The sequence below is a fragment of the Candidatus Villigracilis affinis genome, from assembly GCF_016705895.1.
Lineage (GTDB): Bacteria > Chloroflexota > Anaerolineae > Anaerolineales > Villigracilaceae > Villigracilis > Villigracilis affinis.
Window position 1 is genome coordinate 143,888 of record NZ_JADJKT010000004.1, and the last position, 24,905, is coordinate 168,792.

23 protein-coding genes are annotated in these 24,905 nt (G+C 51.3%); 6 read left to right on the forward strand and 17 right to left on the reverse strand.

The genetic code is table 11. From position 1 onward, the window contains the following. Nucleotides 1–19: 19 nt before the first annotated feature. The 6 genes from pdxT to IPI86_RS02065 all read left to right on the forward strand — a co-directional run bounded on the left by pdxT (nucleotide 20) and on the right by IPI86_RS02065 (nucleotide 4,960). Nucleotides 20–598 (forward strand): pyridoxal 5'-phosphate synthase glutaminase subunit PdxT, encoded by a 579-nt coding sequence (gene pdxT / locus IPI86_RS02040; protein WP_345296313.1) that lies wholly within the window; start codon nucleotides 20–22, stop codon nucleotides 596–598. Between the two features lie 44 nt (nucleotides 599–642). Further along, nucleotides 643–1,563, forward strand: coding sequence for a hypothetical protein (locus tag IPI86_RS02045; RefSeq protein ID WP_345296314.1), 921 nt, complete (start codon nucleotides 643–645; stop codon nucleotides 1,561–1,563). Next, entirely contained in the window at nucleotides 1,556–1,876 is a 321-nt protein-coding gene (locus IPI86_RS02050) for a hypothetical protein (RefSeq protein WP_345296315.1), read from the forward strand. The genes IPI86_RS02045 and IPI86_RS02050 overlap by 8 nt, the downstream gene beginning before the upstream one ends. A gap of 1 nt (nucleotide 1,877) precedes the next feature. Then, on the forward strand, nucleotides 1,878–2,558 hold the full coding sequence (locus IPI86_RS02055) for an HAD family phosphatase (protein ID WP_345296316.1): 681 nt from the start codon (nucleotides 1,878–1,880) through the stop codon (nucleotides 2,556–2,558). Between the two features lie 3 nt (nucleotides 2,559–2,561). Further along, nucleotides 2,562–3,797 (forward strand): hypothetical protein, encoded by a 1,236-nt coding sequence (locus IPI86_RS02060; protein WP_345296317.1) that lies wholly within the window; start codon nucleotides 2,562–2,564, stop codon nucleotides 3,795–3,797. A 152-nt stretch (nucleotides 3,798–3,949) separates the two neighbouring features. Further along, nucleotides 3,950–4,960: a fatty acid desaturase gene (locus tag IPI86_RS02065; RefSeq protein ID WP_345296318.1), complete on the forward strand. Its 1,011-nt coding sequence runs from the start codon at nucleotides 3,950–3,952 to the stop codon at nucleotides 4,958–4,960. Between the two features lie 172 nt (nucleotides 4,961–5,132). Here IPI86_RS02065 and IPI86_RS02070 read toward each other — a convergent pair whose 3' ends face one another. The 17 genes from IPI86_RS02070 to IPI86_RS02150 form a co-directional block, all read right to left on the reverse strand. Next, nucleotides 5,133–6,590, reverse strand: a complete 1,458-nt coding sequence (locus tag IPI86_RS02070) for a sulfatase (protein WP_345296319.1) — start codon at nucleotides 6,588–6,590, stop codon at nucleotides 5,133–5,135. A 185-nt stretch (nucleotides 6,591–6,775) separates the two neighbouring features. Beyond that, nucleotides 6,776–8,617 (reverse strand): ABC transporter permease subunit, encoded by a 1,842-nt coding sequence (locus IPI86_RS02075; RefSeq protein WP_345296320.1) that lies wholly within the window; start codon nucleotides 8,615–8,617, stop codon nucleotides 6,776–6,778. Between the two features lie 3 nt (nucleotides 8,618–8,620). After that, nucleotides 8,621–9,373 (reverse strand): phosphonate ABC transporter ATP-binding protein, encoded by a 753-nt coding sequence (gene phnC / locus IPI86_RS02080; RefSeq protein WP_345296321.1) that lies wholly within the window; start codon nucleotides 9,371–9,373, stop codon nucleotides 8,621–8,623. Between the two features lie 145 nt (nucleotides 9,374–9,518). After that, nucleotides 9,519–10,652, reverse strand: a complete 1,134-nt coding sequence (gene phnD / locus IPI86_RS02085; protein ID WP_345296322.1) for a phosphate/phosphite/phosphonate ABC transporter substrate-binding protein — start codon at nucleotides 10,650–10,652, stop codon at nucleotides 9,519–9,521. A gap of 148 nt (nucleotides 10,653–10,800) precedes the next feature. Next, a complete protein-coding gene (locus IPI86_RS02090) occupies nucleotides 10,801–11,310 on the reverse strand; it encodes a GNAT family N-acetyltransferase (RefSeq protein ID WP_345296323.1) in 510 nt (169 codons plus the stop codon). A gap of 173 nt (nucleotides 11,311–11,483) precedes the next feature. Further along, complete coding sequence (locus IPI86_RS02095) at nucleotides 11,484–12,533, reverse strand: PKD domain-containing protein (RefSeq protein ID WP_345296324.1); 1,050 nt, start codon at nucleotides 12,531–12,533, stop codon at nucleotides 11,484–11,486. Between the two features lie 172 nt (nucleotides 12,534–12,705). Next, the gene (locus IPI86_RS02100) at nucleotides 12,706–13,065 is read right to left on the reverse strand and encodes a VOC family protein (RefSeq protein WP_345296325.1); all 360 of its coding nucleotides are present in this window, start codon (nucleotides 13,063–13,065) and stop codon (nucleotides 12,706–12,708) included. 80 nt (nucleotides 13,066–13,145) lie between these two features. Then, nucleotides 13,146–13,547: a DUF6855 family protein gene (locus IPI86_RS02105; RefSeq protein ID WP_345296326.1), complete on the reverse strand. Its 402-nt coding sequence runs from the start codon at nucleotides 13,545–13,547 to the stop codon at nucleotides 13,146–13,148. A 16-nt stretch (nucleotides 13,548–13,563) separates the two neighbouring features. Next, a complete protein-coding gene (locus tag IPI86_RS02110) occupies nucleotides 13,564–14,046 on the reverse strand; it encodes an SRPBCC domain-containing protein (RefSeq protein ID WP_345296327.1) in 483 nt (160 codons plus the stop codon). 54 nt (nucleotides 14,047–14,100) lie between these two features. After that, entirely contained in the window at nucleotides 14,101–14,901 is an 801-nt protein-coding gene (locus IPI86_RS02115; protein ID WP_345296328.1) for a sigma-70 family RNA polymerase sigma factor, read from the reverse strand. Between the two features lie 110 nt (nucleotides 14,902–15,011). Beyond that, nucleotides 15,012–16,034, reverse strand: a complete 1,023-nt coding sequence (locus tag IPI86_RS02120) for a serine hydrolase (protein WP_345296329.1) — start codon at nucleotides 16,032–16,034, stop codon at nucleotides 15,012–15,014. A 226-nt stretch (nucleotides 16,035–16,260) separates the two neighbouring features. Continuing rightward, nucleotides 16,261–18,246 carry a serine/threonine-protein kinase gene (locus tag IPI86_RS02125; RefSeq protein ID WP_345296330.1) on the reverse strand — a complete coding sequence of 662 codons (1,986 nt, stop codon included), beginning with the start codon at nucleotides 18,244–18,246 and terminating at the stop codon, nucleotides 16,261–16,263. A 104-nt stretch (nucleotides 18,247–18,350) separates the two neighbouring features. Next, nucleotides 18,351–19,292, reverse strand: coding sequence for a lipoyl synthase (gene lipA / locus IPI86_RS02130; protein ID WP_345296331.1), 942 nt, complete (start codon nucleotides 19,290–19,292; stop codon nucleotides 18,351–18,353). A 37-nt stretch (nucleotides 19,293–19,329) separates the two neighbouring features. After that, complete coding sequence (locus IPI86_RS02135; RefSeq protein ID WP_345296332.1) at nucleotides 19,330–20,640, reverse strand: nodulation protein NfeD; 1,311 nt, start codon at nucleotides 20,638–20,640, stop codon at nucleotides 19,330–19,332. Nucleotides 20,641–20,769: 129 nt separating this feature from the next. Then, nucleotides 20,770–22,770, reverse strand: a complete 2,001-nt coding sequence (locus IPI86_RS02140; RefSeq protein ID WP_345296429.1) for an ATP-binding protein — start codon at nucleotides 22,768–22,770, stop codon at nucleotides 20,770–20,772. Further along, nucleotides 22,733–24,082 carry a hypothetical protein gene (locus tag IPI86_RS02145; RefSeq protein ID WP_345296333.1) on the reverse strand — a complete coding sequence of 450 codons (1,350 nt, stop codon included), beginning with the start codon at nucleotides 24,080–24,082 and terminating at the stop codon, nucleotides 22,733–22,735. The genes IPI86_RS02140 and IPI86_RS02145 overlap by 38 nt, the downstream gene beginning before the upstream one ends. A 76-nt stretch (nucleotides 24,083–24,158) precedes the next feature. Then, nucleotides 24,159–24,902: a lysophospholipid acyltransferase family protein gene (locus IPI86_RS02150; protein WP_345296334.1), complete on the reverse strand. Its 744-nt coding sequence runs from the start codon at nucleotides 24,900–24,902 to the stop codon at nucleotides 24,159–24,161. Between the last annotated feature and the right edge of the window lie 3 nt (nucleotides 24,903–24,905).

Genomic DNA, 24,905 nt, shown 5'->3' on the forward strand with positions numbered 1-24,905 from the left:
GTTCCTACGGAATTTGAAAATGAAAATCGGTGTCCTCGCCCTTCAGGGCGATTTTGCGGAACATATCACCATGCTGAAACGAATTGGCGTGGAGACGGCTGAAGTGCGCCTGCCAAAACATCTTGATGGACTCGACGGGCTGATTATGCCCGGTGGCGAATCGACGACGTTTGGAAAACTGGCCGTTGCGTATGGCTTGATCGAGCCCATTCAACAATTTGGAAAAAGCCATGCCATTTGGGGAACCTGTGCGGGAGCCATCTTCCTTTCAAAGGATATCGGGCGTGACCAGCCTTTGTTGGGCCTGATGGATATCAAAGTCCAGCGCAATGCATTTGGCAGGCAGGTTGATTCGTTTGAAACGGACCTTGAGATCGACGAATTAATGAAAGTGACCGGTACGGAACATCCGTATCACGCGGTGTTCATCCGTGCGCCCATCATTGAGTCGGTGTATGGGAATGCGCGGGTGCTTTCTGCTTTGGAAGATGGCCGCATTGTTGCGGCGCAGGAAGGCCATTTGCTGGCGACTTCCTTCCATCCTGAATTGACCGATGATACGCGTTTCCACGAGTATTTTATTTCTTTAGCATCGTAAATTGCAGGGGGCACAGCATGGCTGTGCCCCCTGCGGTATAAAAAATGTCCATTCGCCCTCTCGACCTGCTTGATCTGCCTGTTATTACGCGATATCGAAATAATGTCTTGACCCTCGATAGCGCGCGTGCACTCACGCGTGGTCATCCCCTTGGGGCAATGGGATTGCTGGCTTATATAAATCCCGCACGTCATTTGTATGCGGCGATCTCGAACGGCGGCGATACCGCCCTGTTGGGCGGAGTAATCCACACCCGCGGTGAAACGTTTGCGAAGTTATTGTATCTTGCACCTTCATCCAACTTGGCCGACCCGACCCTGCCTGCATTGATCGAACATCTTGCCGCCCAGGCGGGCGAGTGGATGGCTTTCCATGTATTGGCTGAAGTGGATGAATCAAGCGATGTTTTCCCGGCGTTGCGCATGGCGGGATTTTCCGTCTATGCCTGGCAGAGGCTTTGGGATGTGAGTCTGCTTGAGAAAACAGAACCAGCTTCCAGCTTAAGTTGGAGGCGCACCCGTTCGTTGGACTTGCCTGCGGTGCAGAGTCTGCATTATCAGATCGTGCCGCCGTTGCTGCATCCTGTTGAGCCTGCGCCGAATCGAGTGATCGGGTTTGTGAGTCAGAATTTGAAATGTTATGCCAGTGTAACCGCGGGCATGTATGGAGTTGTGCTGACACCGCTCATTCATCCTGATGAACAGAATGTGAGTGAAAAAATATCGGCGCTGGTGGCTGGGCTGCCAGATCGCCGCGGGCGCAAAGTTTATTTGAATGTGCGTTCGTATGAAGCATGGCTCGAACCTGTGCTGGCAGACCTCGGCGCGCAGGCTTCGTCACGTCAGGCGGTAATGGTGAAACATCTGGCGCGTTTGATCAAGGAAGGCCAGACGGCTGCGCGTACTGTTCCCACAAATGTGGGTGTACCTGCTTCACGGATTAGTAGAATGGATGTAGATGAGTAATTGGGTCACATATGATGGCGGCCGCAGTATTGGTAAAACAGGTGCTGCGGGCGATCTCATTCTTTATGATGAAGAACACAATCTCGGTGCGCGCATCACACTGAAACGCGGCAAGACCTTTATTTCCGTATCGTGCAATTTTTATGGATGGATGGATCACACGCGCTTCTTCAATACGCTTTCTGAAGCGGAACGCGAATACAGGTCCATGAAAACGGCGATCGTTGGAATGATGGAATCTTTGAAATTGGCAAGCTCGAACAAGCTCAAGGGCTGGGAAGCAATCTCTGAATTCGTAAGGCGGTTTCCATAAAATGCTAAAAGCACTTATCTTTGATTTTGACGGACTGATCCTCGACACCGAGACGCCCGAGGTTTTGGTATGGCAATCCATTTATCGCGATCATGGATTTGAATTACCCGTGGATGAATGGAAAAAAACGGTTGGCGGATATGGGCTCTCGAACTTTGATGCGGCGGTACATCTGGCGCTTCTTTCTTCGGGACGGCTGGATCCTGTTTCAATGCGCAGCCGCTACCGAAAAGAAGCGGATGCGATCATCCATGCGAGCCCGATTTTGCCCGGGGTGGTCGGTTTGATCGAGCAGGCCCGCGAACTGGGTGTGCAAGTTGCCATTGGTTCCAGTTCACCGCATTCATGGGTGGATACGCACGCAAAACGACTCGGTATCTTTCATTATTTTAAATACATCATCTGTCAGGATGATGTGGCGCCCGGCCGAACCAAACCCAACCCCGATATTTATTTGAAGGCGCTGGAAGTGCTCAAGGTTCAAAACACCGAAGCGGTGGTTTTCGAAGATTCTCCGAATGGTGTGCTGGCCGCCCGCCGCGCGGGCATTTTCGCGGTGGCTGTGCCAAACCCGCTGACGAAAAGCCTCGGCGTCTCCGGCGACCTGACAGTTTCATCGCTGGCCGATTTATCTGTGCAAGAACTTTCGCAAATGATCTCATTGAAATCCCCGAACTCATAATCCATGTCGCCGCAGCAGAAAAAAATCGGACTAATCGCTGTGCTCGTTTTTGCGCTGGCGGGTTTGCTGTTCTTCAGATCCAGCCGCGTCACCCCGCCCGCAGACACTCCAACCGTGGCGGTGAATGTAACAGCGACATCCACCTGGACCCCTGCGCGAATTCCCGAAACCATTCCCATTGCAGATGACCCGTTGAAGGATTCGATCCTTGCAGCGGGAGATTATCTTGTGCGGCAGCAGCTTACGAACGGCGAGCTTTCCTATCAAGTGGATTTTGTGACAGGCGAACGTTCGTTTTCCCCTTCACATATCCGTTTGATCTCAGGAACAGGCGCGCTCTTCACAGTGTGCAGGGTTTCAGGAGATCTGAAATACTGTAGTGCCGCCGACCTCGCGCTCGACCATTATTTGGACTTGCTCGTCACAGACCCTGCGCATTTCAAAGGGACCTGTCTTTACACGGAAGGTACCTGTCAACTGGGCGGCGCGGCAATGACAGTGGATGCCATTTACAAACGCTGGCAGGCCACTGGGGAACTTATTCTGCACGAACGCAATTTGCTTGAAACTGCAATTGACCTTGGCTATTTCATCGTCTCCATGCGCAAACCGGAAGGCGGGTTCTATCATTCATATGACCCTCACTTCGGCGGCACGGTGGATGATGATTTTTTTGTATCCTATTTTCCTGGTCAGAGCTTGTTTGCGCTGGCACAGCTTTATGAAATGACAGGGAATGATTTCTGGCTTAAGCAGGCGCATGAAGTGAATGATTTCATGATCACACAGCCTGTCACCGAAGATCACTGGCATAGCTACGGACTCGGCCTGTTGGCTCGTCTCGATTCACTCACGAAGGCAGACCAGGCGTACGGGGAGCAGATCGCGGATACGATCATTTTAGGGGAAGTCCGTTCTCTTGATCTGAAAAACACCAGCATGTCCACGGCGACGAAGATCGAGTCGCTTGCATCGCTTGCACAGGCCCTTTATCTTTCAAATGCTGGCCACGAACGGCTGGATCCTGAAATCCGTACGTTTATCACCTTTGTGCAGGCGCGCCAGTTGCCGCATAATAATTGCGGCTGGACCATCAATGAGGAGATCACTGAAAAATTCGGCGGCGGGATCTTCAGCAATTGTGAAGCCACCACTATCCGCATTGACGGTCTGCAAAACTGGATCAACGGAGTTACGGCATATTTGGAATATCGGAGTATGATTAAAGTACAGAAATAAAGACGGCATCAAGCCCGTGCTTTCCCTTTACTGATGTCAGTTCGTTGGACGGGTTCTTAACCCGTTATCGCCGCATTTTCAAAAAATGTCAGGCTCAAGCCTGGCCTACCAAATAAATTCGAAGATAATCGATTTTACTAAAGGAGATTAATATGAGCATTGGAAAAGTAAAATGGCAATCCATTGTTTCGAAATACGCCTACCCTGAAACCTGGCGCAGTATATGGCAAGTATTGAATTCGGCTGTTCCCTTCTTTGTGTTGTGGTATCTGGCATACCGTAGCCTTGAAGTCGGGTACTGGCTTACGCTTTTGATCACGATCCCCACCGCCGGATTCATGGTGCGGATGTTCATCATCTTCCACGATTGCTGTCACGGATCGTTCTTTGAGACCCCGCTGGCGAACAACCGCCTGGGCTTGCTGCTCGGCGTAGCCGTGTGGACCCCCTACTATGCCTGGAAGCATTCTCATGCCATTCACCACGCCACTGCCGGTGATCTCGACCGCCGCGGCATTGGCGATGTCTATACCATGACGGTGGAGGAATACCTCGCCGCACCGTGGTACAAGAAATTCGGTTATCGTGTGATGCGCAACCCCGTTATTCTGTTCACCGTAGGTGCGTTGATCGTCTTTGTGTTCACACATCGCTTCTGGGAAAAGGGTTCAGGCAAACGCGAAAAAAACAGCGTGACCTGGACGAACATCGCCCTGCTCGGCTTTGTCGGCTGGACGATCTATCACATCGGCTGGCAGGCTTATCTGCTGGTTGAAATCCCCATTTTGCTGATGGCTTGTGGCGCGGGTGTTTGGCTATTCTATGTTCAGCACAACTTTGAGCCCACCTACTGGGAGCGCCACCAGAATTGGGAGTTCTTCAAGGCAGGCATGGACGGCAGTTCGTTCTACAAACTTCCGAAGGTGTTGCAGTGGTTTACCGGTAATATCGGGTTCCATCACATTCATCACCTCAGCCCGAAGATCCCCAATTACAAACTGGAGGAATGCCATAACGAGAATCCGATCTTTCAGATCCAGCCGCTTACTTTTAGAGACAGCTTGAAGTCGTTGTACTTCCGCTTATGGGATGAGAAGGAAAAGATGCTGGTGGGCTGGCGTGCGGTCAAGAAATATAAGATGAAGATACAGATGGATAATTAATATTTCATGTTATTCATTTGCTCTGTGTACCCAATCATGATTCCCTGAGCGTAGCGAAGGGTCTCTACTCCTGAAATCTGAGGTTCTTCGCTTTGCTCAGAACGACATTGCGTAAGGCGCATTATTCATTCAACACAAAAGAGAACGGCCATATGGCCGTTCTCTTTTGTGTTTATTCCTTTTTCAATTCGATCAAGCGCTGTTCCAATTGCGCCTGCATCTCCGCATACTCGGGCTGACCTGCGAGGTTGTTCAATTCGTACGGGTCATTCACCAGGTCGTAGAGTTCTTTTTCACCTGTGGAGTATTCCACGTACTTCCACTCGGCGTTTCTTACTGCGTAAAACTCCGGGATGTCCGCGCCGACTCCATCCTCGGTGGGCCAGTGTTCGAAGAGCAGGTCATCGCGCCAGGTGATATTTTCGTTTTTTAGCAAAGGCAGCAGGCTGGTACCGTCTACCGTATCGGGTGCGGTGAAGCCTGCCAGATCCGCGAATGTGGGGGCGAGGTCAATATTTGCAACGAAACTAGATTCAGTGCGGGCGGGGAACATGCCCGGCGCATACATAATGAATGGCACGCGGATACAGCTTTCGTACGCGCAATTCTTCGTCAGGCCAAAGCCATGATCGCCCACTGTCAATCCGTTGTCTGAAAGGTAGACAATGATCGTTTTTTCACGCAGACCTGTTTTATCGAGCGCATTCAAAATGGATGCGACCCCATCATCCACGGAAAGCAGGGAGCGCAGGATCTGTTTGTAGGTGATATCGATCTTGCTGACCGCGATCGAATTGAGATCCTGCAAATACTGGGGTTTGTCGCTGCGATCTTCTTCCATGAAACTTGGGTTTCTATAAGGTTCCGCTGTCAGCGCCGAATTCGCGCGGAATTGCTCGTCGTGCCGCTGCGCCCAAAAATAAGGCGAGTGCGGATTGTAATATCCCACCACCATGAAAAATGGTTCGTCTTTTGATTCTGCAATGAAGTCGACGGCGTTGCGCGTGGTTATATCGGCGCAAAAATCCTCGGGGGTATCGCCGTGCGTTTCCACATTTCCGTTGACGGAAATATTGTAGTTGTAAAAAGCCGCGTCCAGCAGGGTCGCCCATTCATCCCAGCCTGGCGGAACATACCCATACGGTTTAAGGTCTTCGTAGGCGTTCAAATATTTTCCATAATACGCAGTACGATAGCCCGCATCATTCATCCAGGTTGCGATCGTGGATGAGTCATCGAGTTTGGGCGCGCCGCCGAGCGGCATGCGATTGGTCAGCACTTGATGATTGTGCGCATACTCTCCCGTCAAAATACTTGAACGGCTCGGGCAACACAGTGGCGTGGTCACAAATCCATTTTCGAAATTCACGCCATCCTTCATCAACACATCGCGCACGGTCGGCATATATTGGACGGTTTCATACGGCTGATCATCGGTCAGAACGAAGATGATGTTCGGACGTTCATCATCGAGCCGCGATTGGGAAGCCTTCGCATCTGACTTAACCTCGAAGATGGTCGCTGAATAGGGGGCAGGGTCAGCGCCTGAGGTGGGGGCTTCTGTCGGCGTTGGGGTTGGTTGTGCACAAGCAGCGAGGATGAAAAGGCTTGCAAGGAGCGCGGATTTCAATTTACTTTTATGGGTTCTTTTGGAATTTGTCATTTTGGCAGGGTCATGGTGCGGGGAGAAAATGATTGGGTTGCAGAGCAGGTTTCAGCGGAGCGTGAAGCGCGAGTCATTATATCGTAATAAAAAACGGCGCAGACAAATAAAGTCTGCACCGTTTTGACAGGGTGCGTCGCACCCATTTGAATTTACACGTACTTTTCGCGCAGCACGGATGAAATGTAGTCCATGCTTGCGACGACGATCGCGATGGCAAGCATTTGGGTGCTGGCGGCGCGGTAGTTGAGCAGGTTGATATTCTGCTGAAGCAGGAAGCCGATGCCGCCGCCGCCCACGAAACCGATGATGGTGGACATGCGCACGTTGATATCCCAGCGGTACATGGTGTAGGAAATGTACGGCGGGATGATCTGCGGAATGACGGCGTAGATGATGGTTTGCAGGCGATTTGCGCCGGTGGCCGTGATGGCTTCGAGCGGACCAGGCATGATGCTTTCGACCTGTTCTGAATAGAGTTTTGCGAGGCTGACGATGGTGTGCAGTCCAAGCGCCATCATGCCTGCGAATGGGCCGATGCCGACCGCGATGACGAAAACGATCGCCATAACGAGAGCTTCAACGGAACGCAGCGCATTGAGGATGGTACGTGTGATGCTGTAGACGACCATGCCTGTTGGCAATGTGGCTTTGGGTTTGGTCAAAAAGGCAAGCAGTAAACCAAGCCCCGCGCCGACGATGATCGGCCCCCAGAAGGTGTATTCAACACGCCCAACCTGATACAGCCATTCCACCAGCCAGCCGCTTAAGCCGAAGATGGTTGCGCCTGCCAGTGATGCCACGATGAAGTTGATTGTTTTTACACGCGCGGCGGGGCTTTTCTCGGCTGTGCGCTGACCGATGCGCCCAAGGAAGCTGGCGAGTGCGCCGCCTGCGGCAAGTGCGCCCAATGCAGGTGTTGTGATTCGTAAAATATCGCTGACCTGGAAAAGGAAGGTGGCCAAAAAGCCGAGAGATCCAAGTGCCTTTTCAATGCCGAGGCTGATGCTGGTGGTCAAACCGGCCAGTTGGAAGAAGCCGAAAAATGCGACGAGGATCGCAATGAAGATCACGAGAAGGCGTGTCAGACGCACGGAAAGTGTGGGGACTTTTATTTCCTCCTGCGGTAGTGCCCAGCGAATCGCGAACCAAAAAATGAATGGCGTTGCGATCACACTTAACAAACTGACGACGATGTTTTCTGAAAGTGGGATGGTGAATTTACCCACCTGATTGACCACGAAATACCCAAGTCCCATGCCGATCGGCCAGCCCAAAACGGAAAGCGAAACACTGGTCAGCGGGCTGCGGACGGATTTCATCAAATTGCGGGCGGCGAGGAAACTAATGGGGAAGGCAAGGATTGTCCCTGCGGTGGTTGCCAACAACGCCATGAATACCGTTTCAATGATCTTGTCCCAGGTGTCTTTTGCATTTTGGGTGAAGTACGGTTTGCCGACGCTCTCGCTGATGGTCACGCGGATGAATTGCGGCGCATCACTGATACGGTCGGGGATAAGGAATGAAGCCGAAAAATGTCCATCGCTGTCGGTGGTGATCGACTCACGACCGAGTTCTACTACATTCAGAGGATCGTTCCCGGGGATGAAGCGGATCGGACCGGTGATGTTGTTTGGAAAGTTAAACCCTTCCACTTGAACAGTTTCGCCGGGTGCGGCGCAGGCTGGGCTGATCGTTAAGTATGCGCCGGAGGTATCTGCTTCGGGTAGGGTGGAGAGCAAGCCACCTGCTGGGCAGGGTACATACAAAGGCATGGTCACGATCGCCTGTTGTTGTTCGTAGCCAATGATGTCAGGCTGTGCCAGCGTGCGGGTGACACGGGTGAGGCTTTCCTGACGTCTTTCACTGCGTAATTCTTCAAGGTTGACTTTGGTGACATCGAAACCGTAGGCGTAGACGAATAACCCCAATAACACGGCCAGCCCGATCTGAATGGATTTCCACGCGGACGCGGATGATTTCTTTTCGTTCATGGCTTATCCCACCCTTTCTGCATCGCGGCCATAGATGTCTTTGAATTTCTTGTCGTTGATATCTCTGGGGTAGCCTTCAAATACCAACTGCCCCTGATTGAGAGCGATCACACGGTCTGCGTAACGATGGACCAGGTCGAGGAAGTGCAGGCTGCACAACACGGTCACGCCGTCTTTTTTGTTGATCTCTTCGAGATGTTTCATGATGCTGTGCGCGAGGACAGGGTCAAGGCTGGCGACCGGCTCATCGGCGAGGATCATGTTTGGGTCCTGCATGAGCGCGCGCGCAATGCCCACACGTTGCTGTTGTCCGCCGCTGAGTTCATCCGCGCGTTGATCGGCTTTATCCGCGATCCCCACACGTTCGAGTTGTTTGATGGCTTTTTCAATATCCTCTTTGGGGAAGCGGTTGAGGAAACTCCATGCAGGGTTGACGTATCCAAGCCGCCCGGCCAGCACATTGGTGATGACCTTGGAGCGATGTACGAGGTTGAAGTGTTGAAAGACCATGCCGATCTTGCGGCGGATGTTGCGCATTTCCTCGGGGGATGCGGCAGTGATATCCTCGCCATCCCATAAAATTTGGCCTTCTGTTGGGTCGATCAACCGATTGATGCAGCGCAGCAAGGTGGATTTCCCCGAGCCGCTCAAACCGATCACGGCCAGGAACTGTCCTTTGGGTACTTCAAAGGAGACATTGTCCAGCGCTTTGACACCCCCGTCGTAGATTTTGGTGAGATTTTTTACCTGGAGCATTGTGGCTTCTCGCAATCTTTGGTAAAGATATTGTGCGTTGTGCTTTCGCCAGATTATAAGATATAAGCGGGAAAAATGACTTGTGTGAATATAAAATGGGCAGAGAGAAATTCTCCCTGCCCATTTTATTTACTGCTGCATTGTATTACTTGGGAGCCTGATAACCGGTAGCGGCGACCATGGCGCGGACCATGTCATACTCGGCATCGGTGGCGGGAGCAATGCCAGACCAGCCGTAGAAATCTGCGGAACCGATCGAGGTGCCCCAGGCTTCAGTTGCTGCGAAAGCGAGGAGAGCTTCTTCGATCTGGGCGCGCAGGTCGGCAGGGAATTCGGGGCCGAAGGACAGGGTGTCATTCGGGATCGCGGCAGACACAGCGAGGATGCGGACCTTCTGCATTACATCTGGGGCTTCAACGCGGATGTTCGCGCGGGCATCCAAAACACGCCAGCCGTCGCAAAGGAGTTTCTTGCCTTCGGTATCGGGAGCGCAGTTCGGAATGGCATCGGCGGCGATTTCATACTGTTCGAGGCTGGTGATCTTGCCAGCGACATAGTCGTCGTAGCTAAAGAGAGGCTTGCCTTCGGGGGTCAGCGGAACGCTGTAGAAGACGGTACCGAAATCAACTTCGCCGTTGTACACAGCGGTGACGGTCTGGTTGTGACCGCCGGTCTGCTTCTGCTCACCGGGGGTGATGCCAGCAGCGGCGAGTTCAACAGCAGGGACCATATAGCCGGAGGTCGAGCCCTGATCGCCATAGCCCCAGGTCTTGCCTTCGAGGTCGGCAAGGGTCTGGTATTCGCTGTCGCGGGCGACAATGTATTCAGCCCAGTAAACCGGGAAGCCGAAGCGGATGGCCTTGAAGGCAACATCCACGCCGCACAATTGGCTGGCAAGAGCGTAGCCAAGGCCGGGGATGAACGCCATGGTGTCTGAAGGGGAGGCGCACATTTCTTCAATGGTCGCAGCATAAGAAGTCGGGACGACCACTTCGAAGGTCAGGCCGGTGGCTTCATTCAAAGCGGCTGCCATTACTTCACCACCGGTCACGATGATGTTCGCGTCCACGGAGGGGACGAACAACACTTTGATGGGGTGTTCCGGGGAGCCGATCGCAGGAGCAGGGGGTTCGGTAGCGGTTGGGACTTCGGTGGGGGCCTCAGTGGCGGGGGCTTCTGTAACAACAGGGGCCTCGGTGGCAGCGGGGCCACAAGCAGACAGCATCATCGAAGCGGCAACGATGAGGGTCAGCAGGACGAAAACGATACGTTTATTCATTTCTTCTCCTCTTAAGAGATAACAGTTTATGGGGCAAACAGCGCCCCTGACTTAAAGATGATAGCTCATATCGATTGTACAAACAAGTACGCTTGTCTTAAAAAAAGATTATGTTTTTCACTGTTTGTTTTACTGAACGATTGCCGGGTTATAACGTGCGTATGAAGAACTTTAACTCCTCATCGTCGTTCGGGAGTTTGATCATCTTTTCGAATTTGAGTCCCAGCTTTTCGAGCAGACGGATCGATCTGTGGTTATCCGTCGTGGTGATTCCTGCAATTCGCTTTAATCCCAGTGTGTTCCTGCTGTAGTCCATGATTGCAGCAGCGGATTCGAATCCATAGCCTTTGGATTCGTATTGCGGCAGGAATGCAAAGCCGACATCCACATCATCGAGTCCTTCGCGCTTTACCAGGCCGCAAATACCAATGGGGATATCGCCTTCCTTCAAGAGGGTTAAATACAACCCGAAGCCATGGCTGTCATAACTTTTGACCAGTCTGGTTTGAATGTATTCGCGCGCGCCATCCAGGTCACGGATTCCACGGTCTCCAATGAATCGAATGAACGAAGGCTGGTTCAGCAGATCGAGAATGAATGGAGCATCGTCTGCGGTTGCATTGCGGAGAATTAAACGGTCTGTTTCGAGAATGTTCATGGATGATAGGTTCCTTTTTCGTTAAAACTTTGTGATGAGAAAAACACGCTTTCCAATATGCTGGGTTTAAATATACAACTGTACTGTAGGTTTGACAACAAAAAGCCATCCCGCTATTTACCAGCAGGATGGCTTTTTGTTGAGATTGATATTCTTTTTTTCAATCCTTGTACTTACTTCGTAATACTCCCGCTCAACACGCTGTTGACACTGTCAAAGCTATAGCCTGTTTTGCGAATATTGGTGACAGTCAGTGTGAAAGTGCCAAGGTTTCCGCTGGTGCTGAATTTGGCGACACCGTTCGCGTTTGTTTTCGCGTTTTGTGTGACCATTCGTCCATTTGGCTTGACCCAGGTTATGGAGACCACTGCACCGGGAATGGACACACCATTGCCGTCTTGAACAATGACGGTGCCGCTTACGTTGACGGTGGTCTTTTTCAACGTGGCCGAGAGATTGACCGCTGTGCTTCGTAACACAGTATCGACAACGGGGTTGACGATGATCGTGGTCGTGGCGCTGGCGCTGACAGCATTATTGTAAGTTACCGTCAATGTGGCGGTGTAGGTGCCAGCAGTGGTGTAGACGTGGCTTGAAGTCCCAGTAAATGACGTGACACCGTTGCCAGTGTTCAAAATAAACTGGTTGCTGGTTCCATCCCCATAGTTCACCTGATAGGAATTAATCATGGGGCCGTTCGGATTCATGGTAGCGGAACTAGTCAAGGTGGTAGTCAATGGCGCAGTACCGTTTGACGGAGATGCGGTTATCAGCGGCAACTGCTCTGGGATCACGCTGGGGTTGACAGTGATGATGAGCGTTGTAGAAACACTGGTGTTATCAACGTAGAACACCGTAAGATTGGCAAAATAGACACCGGATTGTATGTAGGTATGGCTTGAAATTTGATTAAGGGTGAATGTCGGGGTACCATCTCCAAAATCAAGCGTGCCAGATACGCCTGGGTTGCTGTCCCCATAGTTCAGTGTGACGTAGCTGATAATGGGGCCGTTCGGATCGGTGATGACAGATCTTGTGAAGTTGACTGTAAGAGGCGCAGTTCCGCTCACAGGAGTTGCGGTTAACACAGGCTGGTAGTTCACTGCGGCTGCAAGAGCGGTACTGGCCGAGAACGGCAACATCACTAGTGAGATGATACAGGCAGCTACTAAAAGGCCACGCAAGGTCATGCGCTTCAAACTTATATTCGTGATTTTGTTCATTGTCTTACCTTCCTTTTAAACTGGACTATCTATATCAGTTATAGTCGAAATGCTAAGCAAAAAGTTACGGGCGAGTTCAAATTCCCCAGATGAGATATAAAAAAACCTCCTGCCAACAAACGGCGGGAGGTTTTCACTTCTCACTATTTACCTGTTACTGCCTTCCCAATGACTATCCCATCGGAGTCATCAATTGAAAGTAGTTTCCATCCGGGTCGGCGAGGGTAGCGATCCAGCCTTGTCCCATTTCACCGGGTTCCTTGATGACTACAGCGCCAATCGCCTTGATTCTCTCAAACTCTTCTTTGATCTGCGTGGTTTCAAAATTAAGCATCACACGTCCCGGATCCTTGGTGTTGCCGCCCATTTCTGAATGTTCCAATACACCCATAAAGGTACCGCCCACCTGCCATCCGTAGAAACCATTGTCTTGATCGACCATGTCCGCTGGCTTTCCGAGGACCTTTTCGTAGAAAGCTGATAATACCTTGAGTTGTTTCGTTCCGATCATGACTGAATTTAGATTTAACATATTGAGCGCATCCTTTCTAGATATAAAACGGTAAGAGTTTTTGGCGAGTCTGGTCAAATCTTATTATAACGAATGGATGTCTATTTTGCCCTCATTCTATTGTTTCGCGCATTATGCTCCACTTCTGCAAGCCCCAACGCTTCCATCAATGGCGGAATATACATGGCAAAACGCCCTTTGAAGCCTTTCTTAAGTCCATACCAGCCGCCAATGGGATTTTTCGACGAACGTGCCCAGTGTTCTACAGTGCCTTCAACAGTTTCCTGCTTTTCATCCTTGCTGCCCAGTTCCATCCAGTCGCCATGCTTTTTTAACATGGCGTGCAGGTCTGCAAGACAACGATAGTCATAATGCAATACAGTTGTTCCGACCGTGCAAACAATAATTTCCTTCCCATCTTTCGTATCCACATACATTTCATAGTCGGATGTTTGGGGAGGTGTTTTTAATTTCCAGGGGTTGTCTTTGGTTCTTTTTTCCATGATGGTTTCCTTTGGTTTATTTTTTCGAGCCTTGAATCGTTTCGGCTTCTTTTTTTAGATCTGCCGAGAATTTTTCAAAAGATTCATCAAATGATGGAATCATTTTAGCAAACAATGGGAAAAGCGGACCTCCGATCTTTTCGGACATGGTAAAGAGGACGCCTCCCGCATTTTTGTCAAGCGTATAAACACGGCTGCCCATGCTGTCTCCCCAAACCAGCCGTTTTTCCGGCACAAATTCCTTCACCTTTAATTTGAAAACTCTTTTTTCATCCAGCGTGGACTTAAGCTCAATTGCCCCGCCTTCCTTGATCTCACCTTTCATCGAAACGACAGTGGAATTCCATCTCGGGACATCGGATGCATGCGTAAGCAAAGCCCACACAATGGATGGGTCCGCTTCGATATTCACACTGACACTTGTTTCCCGACTGAACATGGTCTTGCTCGTAAAGGCTTTTCCCGCCTGCGACTTTGGGTTTGTCTGTGCATTATTCATTTTGTAACTCCTTTTCTTATTTAGACGATTTGAAGGAGAAAAATGATAGGCAAATTACCCTTTTTCTTCCAGGTATCTTTCCATGACCTGCCTGTTATGCTCCAAATGATGCAGTTGTAACTCCGCTGCCCCGGATTCGAACGGATCCAGTTCCTGCAGGATTTTCATCCGCAGATCGAACAATTCCTCTTTACTCTTATTTTCAGCATCTTTTGCCATTTCGATCTTGACCAGTTCTTCCTGCGCCTTTTGTTTGGGATTAAAGATGCCGTTCAACTCTGTACATTGGTGACAAATCCCCTGCTTGTTGATCAGGGAACAGCGGTGGTCGAAAATATCGATCATCTTGCTGCGACTTGTGTGTAAATAATATTTCACCATGGCATCTGTTTGATCAAGAATCTGGGCAGTTTCCTTGACTGAGAAACCATATGCTTCTTTCAGAAGCAAGGCAAGCTGTTGTTCCAGCGGAAGAGACCTGGAAACACATGTAAAACAAAAAGCAATATGCTCCTTGATCTCGAAATTTCCCTGCGGCGATGTTTCGCGGATGTGCAGAGCTTCCTGAAAAAATTGCCGATTGCCCAGCACTTCCTCCCTGCAAATATCCGTCACATTTTCAGGCCATCTCTTCTTTGCTCTCAATAGATCCCTTGCAAGGTTGGATGCAATGCTAAAGACCCATGTCTTCAAAGATGACTCGCCTCGAAAGGTGTTCAGCTTTGCATGGGCCTTAATATAAGTTTCTTGGACAATATCCTCAGCATCCTGCACACTGGCAGTCATGCGCAGGATAAAAGACTTCAATTCTCCCTGAAATGTCTCGAATTCTGGTGTGAGTTTATCTATTGTCATTTTGTCTTAATTACCTTTATTTTCTATGTCACCGTTAACTCATTAATTTTTACTTTCATTTCCCATACAATTTCTAATACGCCGCACTTAACTTCAAACCGGCTTCGCTGTTAGGTAATAAGCATATCGGCAATGCCAGTATAAATATTGCGTGCGGCTGGGCGATCATAATTCGACAAGACAACAACCGTATAGCCGAGGTCGCGATACATTAAGGCAAAGGCATCACCACCCATGGCGCGCCCACCATGACCGATGACGCGTCCATGCTTGCCATCATCGATAATATGGAAGCCATAGCCATAACTGACTCCGGGTTGTTCACCTGCTGCGTGCGGGGTAAAACATAAATCTGTATGATGGGCATCTAACAGACGACCGTTCTGGAGCGCCTGACAAAAGAGGAACAGATCCTGCACGGTTGAAAAGCAATGTTCAGAAGGACTGCCTTTAACAGCATAGATAAAGTGATTGGATCGCCTTTGTCCATCCTCTGGTCCAAACCAATTGTCGTTGGTGTATCCCACAGCGCAATTCGCGATAGGCAGATCCATTTCAAAGTGATCTGTATTTTGCATGCCCAATGGTTGATAGATCGACTCACGCATATGGTCATAATATGATTTCCCGGTGACCTGCTCGATCAATGCTCCAAGCACAACATAGCCGGTATTGCCATAGTGATGGCGTGTGCCAGGTGGAAATTCAAGCGGAGTTGTGGCGAACAACTTCAGGTAGTCATTCACGGTGCGCAGGTCTGAACGCGCAGCACGATAGGCATCGTTCCAATAGCGGTCAAAACCCGCGGTGTGTGTTAAGAGTTGGTGGATGGTGATTTCGCTGGCATGAGGCAGGTCAGGGTTGTAAGTCGCAACCGGCTTATGCAGGTCGAGTTTCCCATCAGCGACAAGCTGCATGACAGCAACGGCTGTCAGCATTTTGGTAACAGAGGCGATGTTGAATTTGGTGTCTGGTTGATTAAGCAGTATATTGGGATGAATTGCGTAGCCGCGCGCTTCTGTAAGGATGACTTGGTTTTCTCGGGCAATGAGCACGGAGCCGGAGAATTTGTCGGCGGCGGCTTGGGCATCCAGCAGTATATTTACTTTTTCAATCAACTCGGCATCATTCATTAACACTCTCCAGTTTTAAGGTTAGATATAAAGACTGACTATACAGCCGATCCAGGCTTTTGACAATAAAAAAACATCCCGTCAAATTTGACGGGATGTTTTTAGTTATTCACTATTCACGGCACTTCCCCATACAACTTCCGATGCACCACACTCAACGCGCGGACGCTTCGACAAGCTCAGCGCACTGCCTGTTCCGCAGCGTGATACAAAGACCTTGCCAGCGTCAGGCGATTTCTATTGCAAACTCCGTTGCAGTTGCAAATCGCTCATCTGGTTTCTTTGCCATTGCCCGTTGAATTGCAGCAGCGATATGATGTGGCAGGTCAGGCAGGATATCGCAAGCGTTAGGCGGAGGTTGATTCAAATGGGCGATCAGCAGCGCACCGGGATTGCTGTGTTTGAATGGCATTTCTCCGGTCAGCATTTGGTAAACCATCACGCCGAGGGCGTAAATATCCGCCTTGCCATCCACGTGGGCTGATTCTTGAATTTGTTCCGGGGCGATGTAATCAAAAGTACCCAACACATAACCAGTGACCGTCATGACCGTATGCGCATCATTGATTTTAGCAATGCCAAAATCTGTCAACACGGCGCGGGTGCCATTTGAATCCAGCAGGACGTTGGAAGGTTTGATGTCGCGATGAACAAATCCTTGCATGTGTGCATAATCCAGCGCGGACGCGATCTGCTGAATAAGCGGCAAAGCTTGAGCGAGCGGCAGTTTGCCATTGTTCTTGATCAGGCGATCCAAATCCTTGCCGACAAGGTATTCCATCACCATGTAATGCCTGCCGTCCTGTTCGCCGGAGTCAAAGATGCGGACGATGTTGGGGTGTTTTAATTTAGAGACGACCAAAGCCTCGCGCGCAAAGCGTTGACGGAATTCATTTTCGGCGCTGAGACGTTCAGGCAGGATTTTGATGGCAACGGGCCCAGGGGGATGGATGGATTTATACACATCCGCCATGCCGCCGCGCCCGATCAACTCAAGATCCTCGTATACGCCGAAGCGGGTTTGGCGCAGGACTTCTGTGTTGCCGCTGGTTGAAATGTCGGGCGGCGCCTTTTGGTAATCAATTTCGATGTGATAGAAACGCTGATCTACGAAGCGTTGAATTTGACGATGGGTGGGTTGAAAGATTAAGCCAAATACAGTTGCAGATACGGCAACAGCAACTATTGGCCCGCCTGAAAAATTTTGAAAGAGTTGGGAAACCATAAACAAACTTCCGCCGAAAAGCACGGCAAGCAATGCAGTGAGCGCACCATAGACCAGCGAGCGGTTGATGATGAAGTCAATATCCCATAAACGGTACCGCAGGATCGAAAAGCCCATACTAACCGCTACAAATAGGATGCTTAGCCAAAAAACAGGATTATATGTCAGGTTCCAAATCGCTGATGAATCGTAATCCCAGGTGATGACACCCGAATTGAAAAGCAGCTCAAGCAGAATCTGAATTGAGAAAATTGTTGCAGCTATGCTGGCGCTTAACACTACCCATTTAATTTGCTGTATCTGAACTGGATCGGAAATATGATGGTAGCGATAGACCAGCGAATAGATAAGGGAAATCACAAATAGGATTGCTATCCCGCTTGGCCATGGGGAAGGCCAGTTCCCATAATTGAGCGCTGAGTCGGGGAAAAATTGTGAAATAGCATTGATGATTGCCCACCCAACCGCAACCCAACGTAGCCAGTATGGTACAAAGTGACCATCCGGAAAGCGATACCATAGAATGAGAAGCAAGAGTCCGATAAAGTTCATTCCACTTATGAGCGGCAACAGAACTGGATAGATATACTTGGCCCCATTACCAGGCACCTGATCGAGATTGAACGTACCCGCCACCACCAACATCAACGAGAACAAAAGTCCAAACGGTTCGTCTGATTTTTTCCAGAAAATCAATACTCCAACCAAAATCCAGGGTATCGTCTCGACCATCATCCCCAATGGGTTGTAGATGGCGTAAAACTCTTTTGGCAGGCCTAATTGGTTTATTGCCTGTTCTGAAGCAATACAATATGCTTTATATTCCTGCGTCAAAATGTTACATGGTTGATGCCAGAAAGTATTAATTCCTTTGAGGCCAGCGATAAAAATCACAACCGTGATAATCGCTAGAATAATCCAGACGCCACGCGCGAGTAACAGCCAGTGACCCTTGATGCGGTAGGATGATGTGGTGGAAGAAGTCATTATTCGTTAATTGTATTCTAAGAAGCAGTAATCAGGGGTAGAGAATATATAACAAAAACTCCCGCCGACCTTTTGGTCATGCGGGAGCTACTACTTACTACTCACTATTCACTTACAGTTCCATACAACTTCCGATGCACCACGCTCAGCGCGCGGACCTGCTCTGCGGCGTGATACGACGACCTCACCAGTGGATTCGACTCGACCCACTTGAAACCAATTTCCATGCCGAAGGCTTTGAGTTCGGCGAATTCTTCCATTGTGTAATAGCGTTCCATCGCAAGATGTTTCTTGCTCGGTTGCAAATACTGGCCGATGGTCAGAATATCCACGCCCCAACTGCGTTGGTCGCGCATCACTTGTTTCACTTCGTCCATGGTTTCGCCGAGGCCGAGCATGATGCCCGATTTGGTCAGCACATCGGGGTCGAGTTTCTTGGCGTTGGAGAGTGTCGCAGCGGCCCATTCGTAATTGTCCTGCGGCTGCACGGTCTTGAACAAACGCGGAACGGTTTCCACATTATGATTCAAAATTTCAGGGCGTGCATCCATCACGATCTTTAAGGCTTCAATCGATCCTTTGAAATCGGGGATCAGCACTTCGATGGAACAACCGGGCAGCACTTCGCGGATGCGTCGGATGACCATTGCAAAGATCGGCGCACCGCCATCGCGGCGTTCATCGCGGTTCACCGATGTGATGACCGCGTGTTTCAAGTTCATCGATTTCACAGCCTGCGCCACGCGTTCGGCTTCGCCCCAATCCATCAATGCGGGTTTGCCATGTTTGATATCGCAAAAGGCACAGGTACGCGTGCATACGTCACCGAGCATCAAAAATGTAGCGGTGCCGCTGCCCCAGCATTCGCCGAGGTTCGGGCACATCGCTTCTTCACAAACGGTATGCAGTTCTTTTGAACGCATCAGCACTTGCAGGCGTTCGAAGGTTTCGCCCGATGGCGCGCGCACCTTGATCCATTCCGGGCGGCGCAGCGGGCGCGATTCTATTTCGGGTTTGACTCTGTCTCTCGTAGGTGTAGCAGGCATAAGGTCCTCTTGATGCGGACACGGCAGCGCCGTGTCTCTACTTCTTTTTCACGATTAATCTCAATCCGCGTATTTCGACAACTTCGACAGGGTCGCCCTTACGAATGGATTCTGACCCAGCGGCTTTTTCCGCGCTCCATAATTCGCTTCCCAATTGAACTTGTCCCGTTTCTTCTTCGAACGTTTTAGCTGTTCCTGTTTTTCCAAGCAGCGACTCAACCCCGGTCTGGATCGGATTACGCCGTGCGCGCAAGGCAACCAGCACAATTGCAAAGAACAATGCGCCGATGAAAAGTCCCACGCCCACCACGAGCGGAACAGACACACGTTGGAATTGCGGCGTGCCCGGTGAATTGAACAACACCAGCGCGCCGACAATGAACGATGCCACGCCTGCCGTGGTCAATGCGCCATGTGTGGCCGCCTTGATATCGAGGATGAACAACACGAAGGCGATGACCAGAAAGATAAAACCGAACCAGTTGACGGTGAGCACGCCCATGCCGTATACAGCCAGCGTAAGACAAACCGCGCCGAGGAAGCCCGCGAACCAGCCGCCGGGGCTGGAAATTTCGATCAAGATTCCCTGCACACCAATGGCGAGCAGCAGAAAGGCGATGTTCGGGTCGGTCAGCATCAGCAATAGCTGTTCGATGAAACTGATATTCAGATCTTCTGTGCGGATGTTTTCAGTATTGAGTTTGATCTTGCTGCCGTCATCCATTTGAACAGTGAAACCATTCAGGGATTGGAGCAGGTCTTCTGTGTCATCGGAAACGAAATCGATCAGGTTTGCTTCAAGCGCTTCATCAGCGGTGACAGCCTTGGCTTCATCGATCATGGCCTCGGCAAGCTGAGTTGCCTCCGCGCCGCGCCCCTCTACCAATGTGCGCACACGCGCCTTCAAGATTTCCTTGATCTTTGTTTCCAGTGTGGATTCGATATCAGTACCGGAACTATCGATCGGGCTGGCTGCGCCAATGGCAGTTTTGGGCGCCATGGCTGAGGCATGGCCTGCCATGGTGATTAAAGCCCCTGCACTCCCTGCGATCGCATCGTTCGGCGAGACGTACACCACGATCGGCACTTTGCTGGCACGCATCGCCTGGATCATATCCAGCATGGTGTCGACGCTTCCGCCGGGTGTGTTCAGTTGAATGACAAGCACTTCCGCATTGAGACCTTCGGCGGTCTCGATGCCGCGCCTGAAATATTCCAGCATTGGCGGCATGATCGCGCCTTCGGCGGTCATCACAACGGCAAGCGGCTCATTACTTTGCGCATGTGCGAACTGAAATGCCGACAGCGCAAGCATGAGGGTGAAAAGAAGGACACGAGTAAGTTTCATTTTTACATTCACTTTCCATGTTCATTATAAAGGAATATGTGGGGAAAGGGCGTCGTGAATCACGGTTAAGCAATGAAGGGCGCAAAGAAAACTTTCTTTGCGCCCTTCGCATTCTGTTTGTTTCAAGTTCTACGAACCAATGCGTTTGTTTTCTTTGGGTTGTGCAAGCGGGATTTGTAAATAGAACGTGCTGCCCTTGCCCACTTCGCTATCCACCCAGACACGTCCGCCGTGGTTGGTGGCAATGGAATGGACAATGGCCAGCCCGAGGCCGGAGCCATGCTGGGCACGTGCTTCGCGTTGTTTGCCGCGATAGAATTTTTCGAACAGGCGCGGCAGGTCATCTGCGGCGATGCCGATCCCCGAATCTTCCACAATGAAGGTCAGGCTGCCTGGCTGCGTTTCTGTGCGGATGGTGACGCGTTCTTTTTCTGGCGTGTACTTGATGGCGTTTTCCACCAGGTTATACACAGCCTGATGTAGAAGCGCCTGATCCGCTTCAATGGCATGCGGCATGTCTTTGGAGAGTTCCACGTTCAAGGCGATATTCTTCTGGCTGGCTTGCAATTGCAGTGCGCCAGTCACACGCTCGATGATATCCAGCACGCTGACATTTTCCACCTGCAGGCCGACACCGAGGTCAATGCGCCCGAGGTCGAGCAGGTTGTTGACGAGGCGCGACATATTCTCCACGCCCGAGATGATCTTCTTGACATAGCCCTGCTGCTGCTCATTCAACTCGCCGACCATTTCAAGCATGGTGGCATAACCGCGCATGAGCGTCAGCGGAGAGCGCAGGTCATGACTCACCGTGGCGACGAATTCCGACTTCATCATATCCAATTCCTTGAAGTGGGTCACATCGCGCATGATGCACACACGCCCGATCTGTTTGCCTTCCACCATCACCGCGGATGCGGTTGCAAGATAGGTGCGTTTATCTGCCAGTGTGATCTCGGTGGATTGATTTTCAGTGGTCGCGCTTTCCAACAAGGCGAGCAGCGGTCTGATCTTAACGACCTGCTCGGTCTTTCGGCCGATATCGCTGGTCGTATCTTCAGATTGTCCCAGCGCAATGGCAGCGGCGCGATTGGTCAGCAGCAGACGGTTGCGGTGATCGGTCACCAGCACCGGGTCTGGTGTGGAATTGAGAATGGCTTTCAACTGGCGGCGCGAAGCTTCCACGTTCAGGAAGAGATGCGCATTTGCAACAGCCAGCGCCGCCTGACCAGCCAGTGTGGTGATGAAACGGATATCTGAATCAGAGAACATGCGCGGCTGTTCGAAACCTGCCCACACCACGCCGTAGTAACGATTTTCATGACGCAAAGCAACTGCCAGTAACGCCAAAGGCTGCGGCAGGGACGGGTCCAGTTCCAGTTCGCGGGAACGGGAAAGGTTCGGCAAAACCACCTTTTCCTGACTCTGCGCCAGCGCAAGGATCTGGTCATCGAGATGGGCATAAATATCCTTGACCGTACCCATCGCAAAACGTGATGGCAACTCCACGAAGGTATCCGGGAGGATGCTTGGGGAGAGCACTACGCTCACTGAATTCGCGCCCGTGGAAAGGATCGCGTCCAGCACCGGCTTGACCGCATCCTGCATTTCCAAACTGGAGGCCACGCCCTGACTCACGCGCAACAGACTGTTGATCTCATTCAAGCGTGCCTGCAAACTGGAACGCATTTTTTCAAAGGCGCGGCGTAATTGTCCAACTTCATCCACGCCTTCGGTTTGAAGCGGATGATCGAAGTTGCCCTGCGCGATGCGATTCGCTTCTGTTGCGAGACCTTGCAGAGAACCAGTCACAACGCGCAGACCCACACGCAGGGAGATCATCGCCACGATCGCAAGGATCACGATCATCAACGAAAGCGGCATGGCGATATTCAACGCAAGCTGCTGTGCCTGTTGTGCAGGGACGGTCAGCACTACTGCCCAGGGGCGGCCTGTCACCGGTTGATAATAGACCAGTTGCCGGGTCCCGTCTGATGCGGTGTCGTCATAGAAGATTGCTTCGGCGCTGCGTTGACCGTTATAGGTCGCGGCCATTTCCACAGTGTCTGAGTGATAAATGATGCGGTTATTCTCATCCAGCAGGAAGCCTGTGCCGTTGAGATTCTTCATGTTGTCGATGCCTTCGATCAAAGGCAGGGTCAACGGATTTGTTTTCAGTGTGGTACGGCCGATCAATACGCGTTGTACCGAGCCGAATATTATCCACGATGCCGACCAAAAATGAAACACGCGCGGATTCTTCCGGCGTGATCGGCGGAATGGAATAGATCTGCGTGAGCACCCCGTTTGCCGCGAGGACCAGCCCAATGCTTTCATCTGGATACAATTTGAAATTGGCGTTCGCATCGTCTGGATAGCCCGCAAGCAAAGCTTCGCTATTCGCTTCCAAAACGAAGAACTGGTCGAAATATGGCACAGCTTGAATGCGCGAACCAATGATGGAATGCAGTTCGTCGCCGGTGGCATCCAGCAAACGCGGATCGGAGGCAAGCTGCACCGCCAGGTTTTGACCGGTCTCAAGGAAGAACGGAACGCTTTGCGCCGCCGCTTCGCCCGCACTGGTGAGGCGATCCTCCAGCATGTCTCGCGCTGCCTGCCCGGCCACGACCCAATCACCGATCAACAGAGTCAACAGCAAAAGAGAGATGAACGTGCCCACCGCGAATAAAAAGCGCGACTCAAGACTCTTTTCGCCGGGAGATGGCTGCAAAGGCTGTTTTCCGCCCCATGCGGCGGGGAATGACATGGAAATGATCTGTGCCACAATGCCGCCCACCAGCATCTCAATGCCGAAGGTCGCTGTGACGATCCAGGTGTTGCTCAGTGCAAAATCAAGCCGCGCGGTTGCAGGAATATCCACACCCCATTGGGTGAACAACGCGATAACGATATAGAAAAAAGTGTGAATTGGAATTAACAAAATCGCACACACGATCGGCTGACGCAGCAAGCCATAGATCGGTGTGCGATAACGCTGGCGCATATTTTCAGAAAACCATGCGCCCATCAATGCGAATTCCAAAAGTGAGAACAGCGAATAGGAATCCAGTGTGCCGCGCAGGAGTCCAGCGAAAGCGCCGATTGCTGCCGCGCCCATCGGCCCGAGCAGTCCGCCGCTCAACAGCCAGGGGATGGCCGAGAAAACGATCAGCGCCGACCCCGGGGCTTGCACAGGCAGGTTCGGTAAAGGACGGGCGGAGGAGGCGAACGGCCTCAGAATAAAAATATTGGCAATTACGGTCAGGAGCAAAAGTCCGATTAAAAGTCCCCAATCATTTCTTTTCAACGCGGGCTGGTAGGCACGCCAGTAATACAACGCATACGCCAGCACTCCCAGCAAAGACAACCACACGGCCCATCCTGCAAGAGTGGGAGGGGCGGGGAATGCGATGCTTGCCGGCAGCGTGGAAAGAGATCCCATTTCATCGAATTATAGCCCCAAACAAATACAATTGTAATTACAAGATTGTGGGGTGCATCATACGAAAGCACCAGAGTCAGGAATATGCCCCGCGATATTTTTCTGGAAGCAAACCCGCCAGCGACTCCATGATCTGACGTGTTCCCTGCGCGATGACCTCCTGCCTCTCCCCGGCCCCGCCTCGGACTCCGCTCTGGGCCTGCCCAGCTAACTTGAACATTTTCCCCACCCGGACATGCACCCGCGCACGACGGAATCGCTTTATATTCCCGTACACATTCTCGTTTTCAGTGCCAGTGATGGCGATCGGCAGGATTGCCGCACCGGATTTATATGCGAGGAATGCCGCACCATTGCTGCCTTCCTCCAATGCCCCGGTAAGTGAGTACCTGCCCTCAGGTGCAATGACGATGACCCGGCCTTCGGCAAGCCCATCCAGAGCGGCGCGCAGGGCGCGTTTATCGGGGCGGCCACGATGCAGCCAAATCACACCGTACCAATCCATTAATTTTCCAAGGATAGGGAGGTCATACAGTTCGATTTTTGCGAGTGCATCCGGCGGAAACGGCAGGGATGAGATCAAGGCCGGGACGTCTGAATCGCCAAGGTGATTGATCACCACCAGCAAAGGCTCAGGCCCTGCCTTACGCGGAAAATTTTCCATGCCTTCGGTGGAAACGTTCATGCAAATGGCTGCGACCAATTTTGTCAGCCCATGCCCAAAGACGCGAAAGGCGCGGCGGGCACGAGTCATTTCCGGCAAGCGCACCAACTCGGGTCGCCACATTTCGCTGACTGGTTTTGGGATCGGATTTTCCATTGT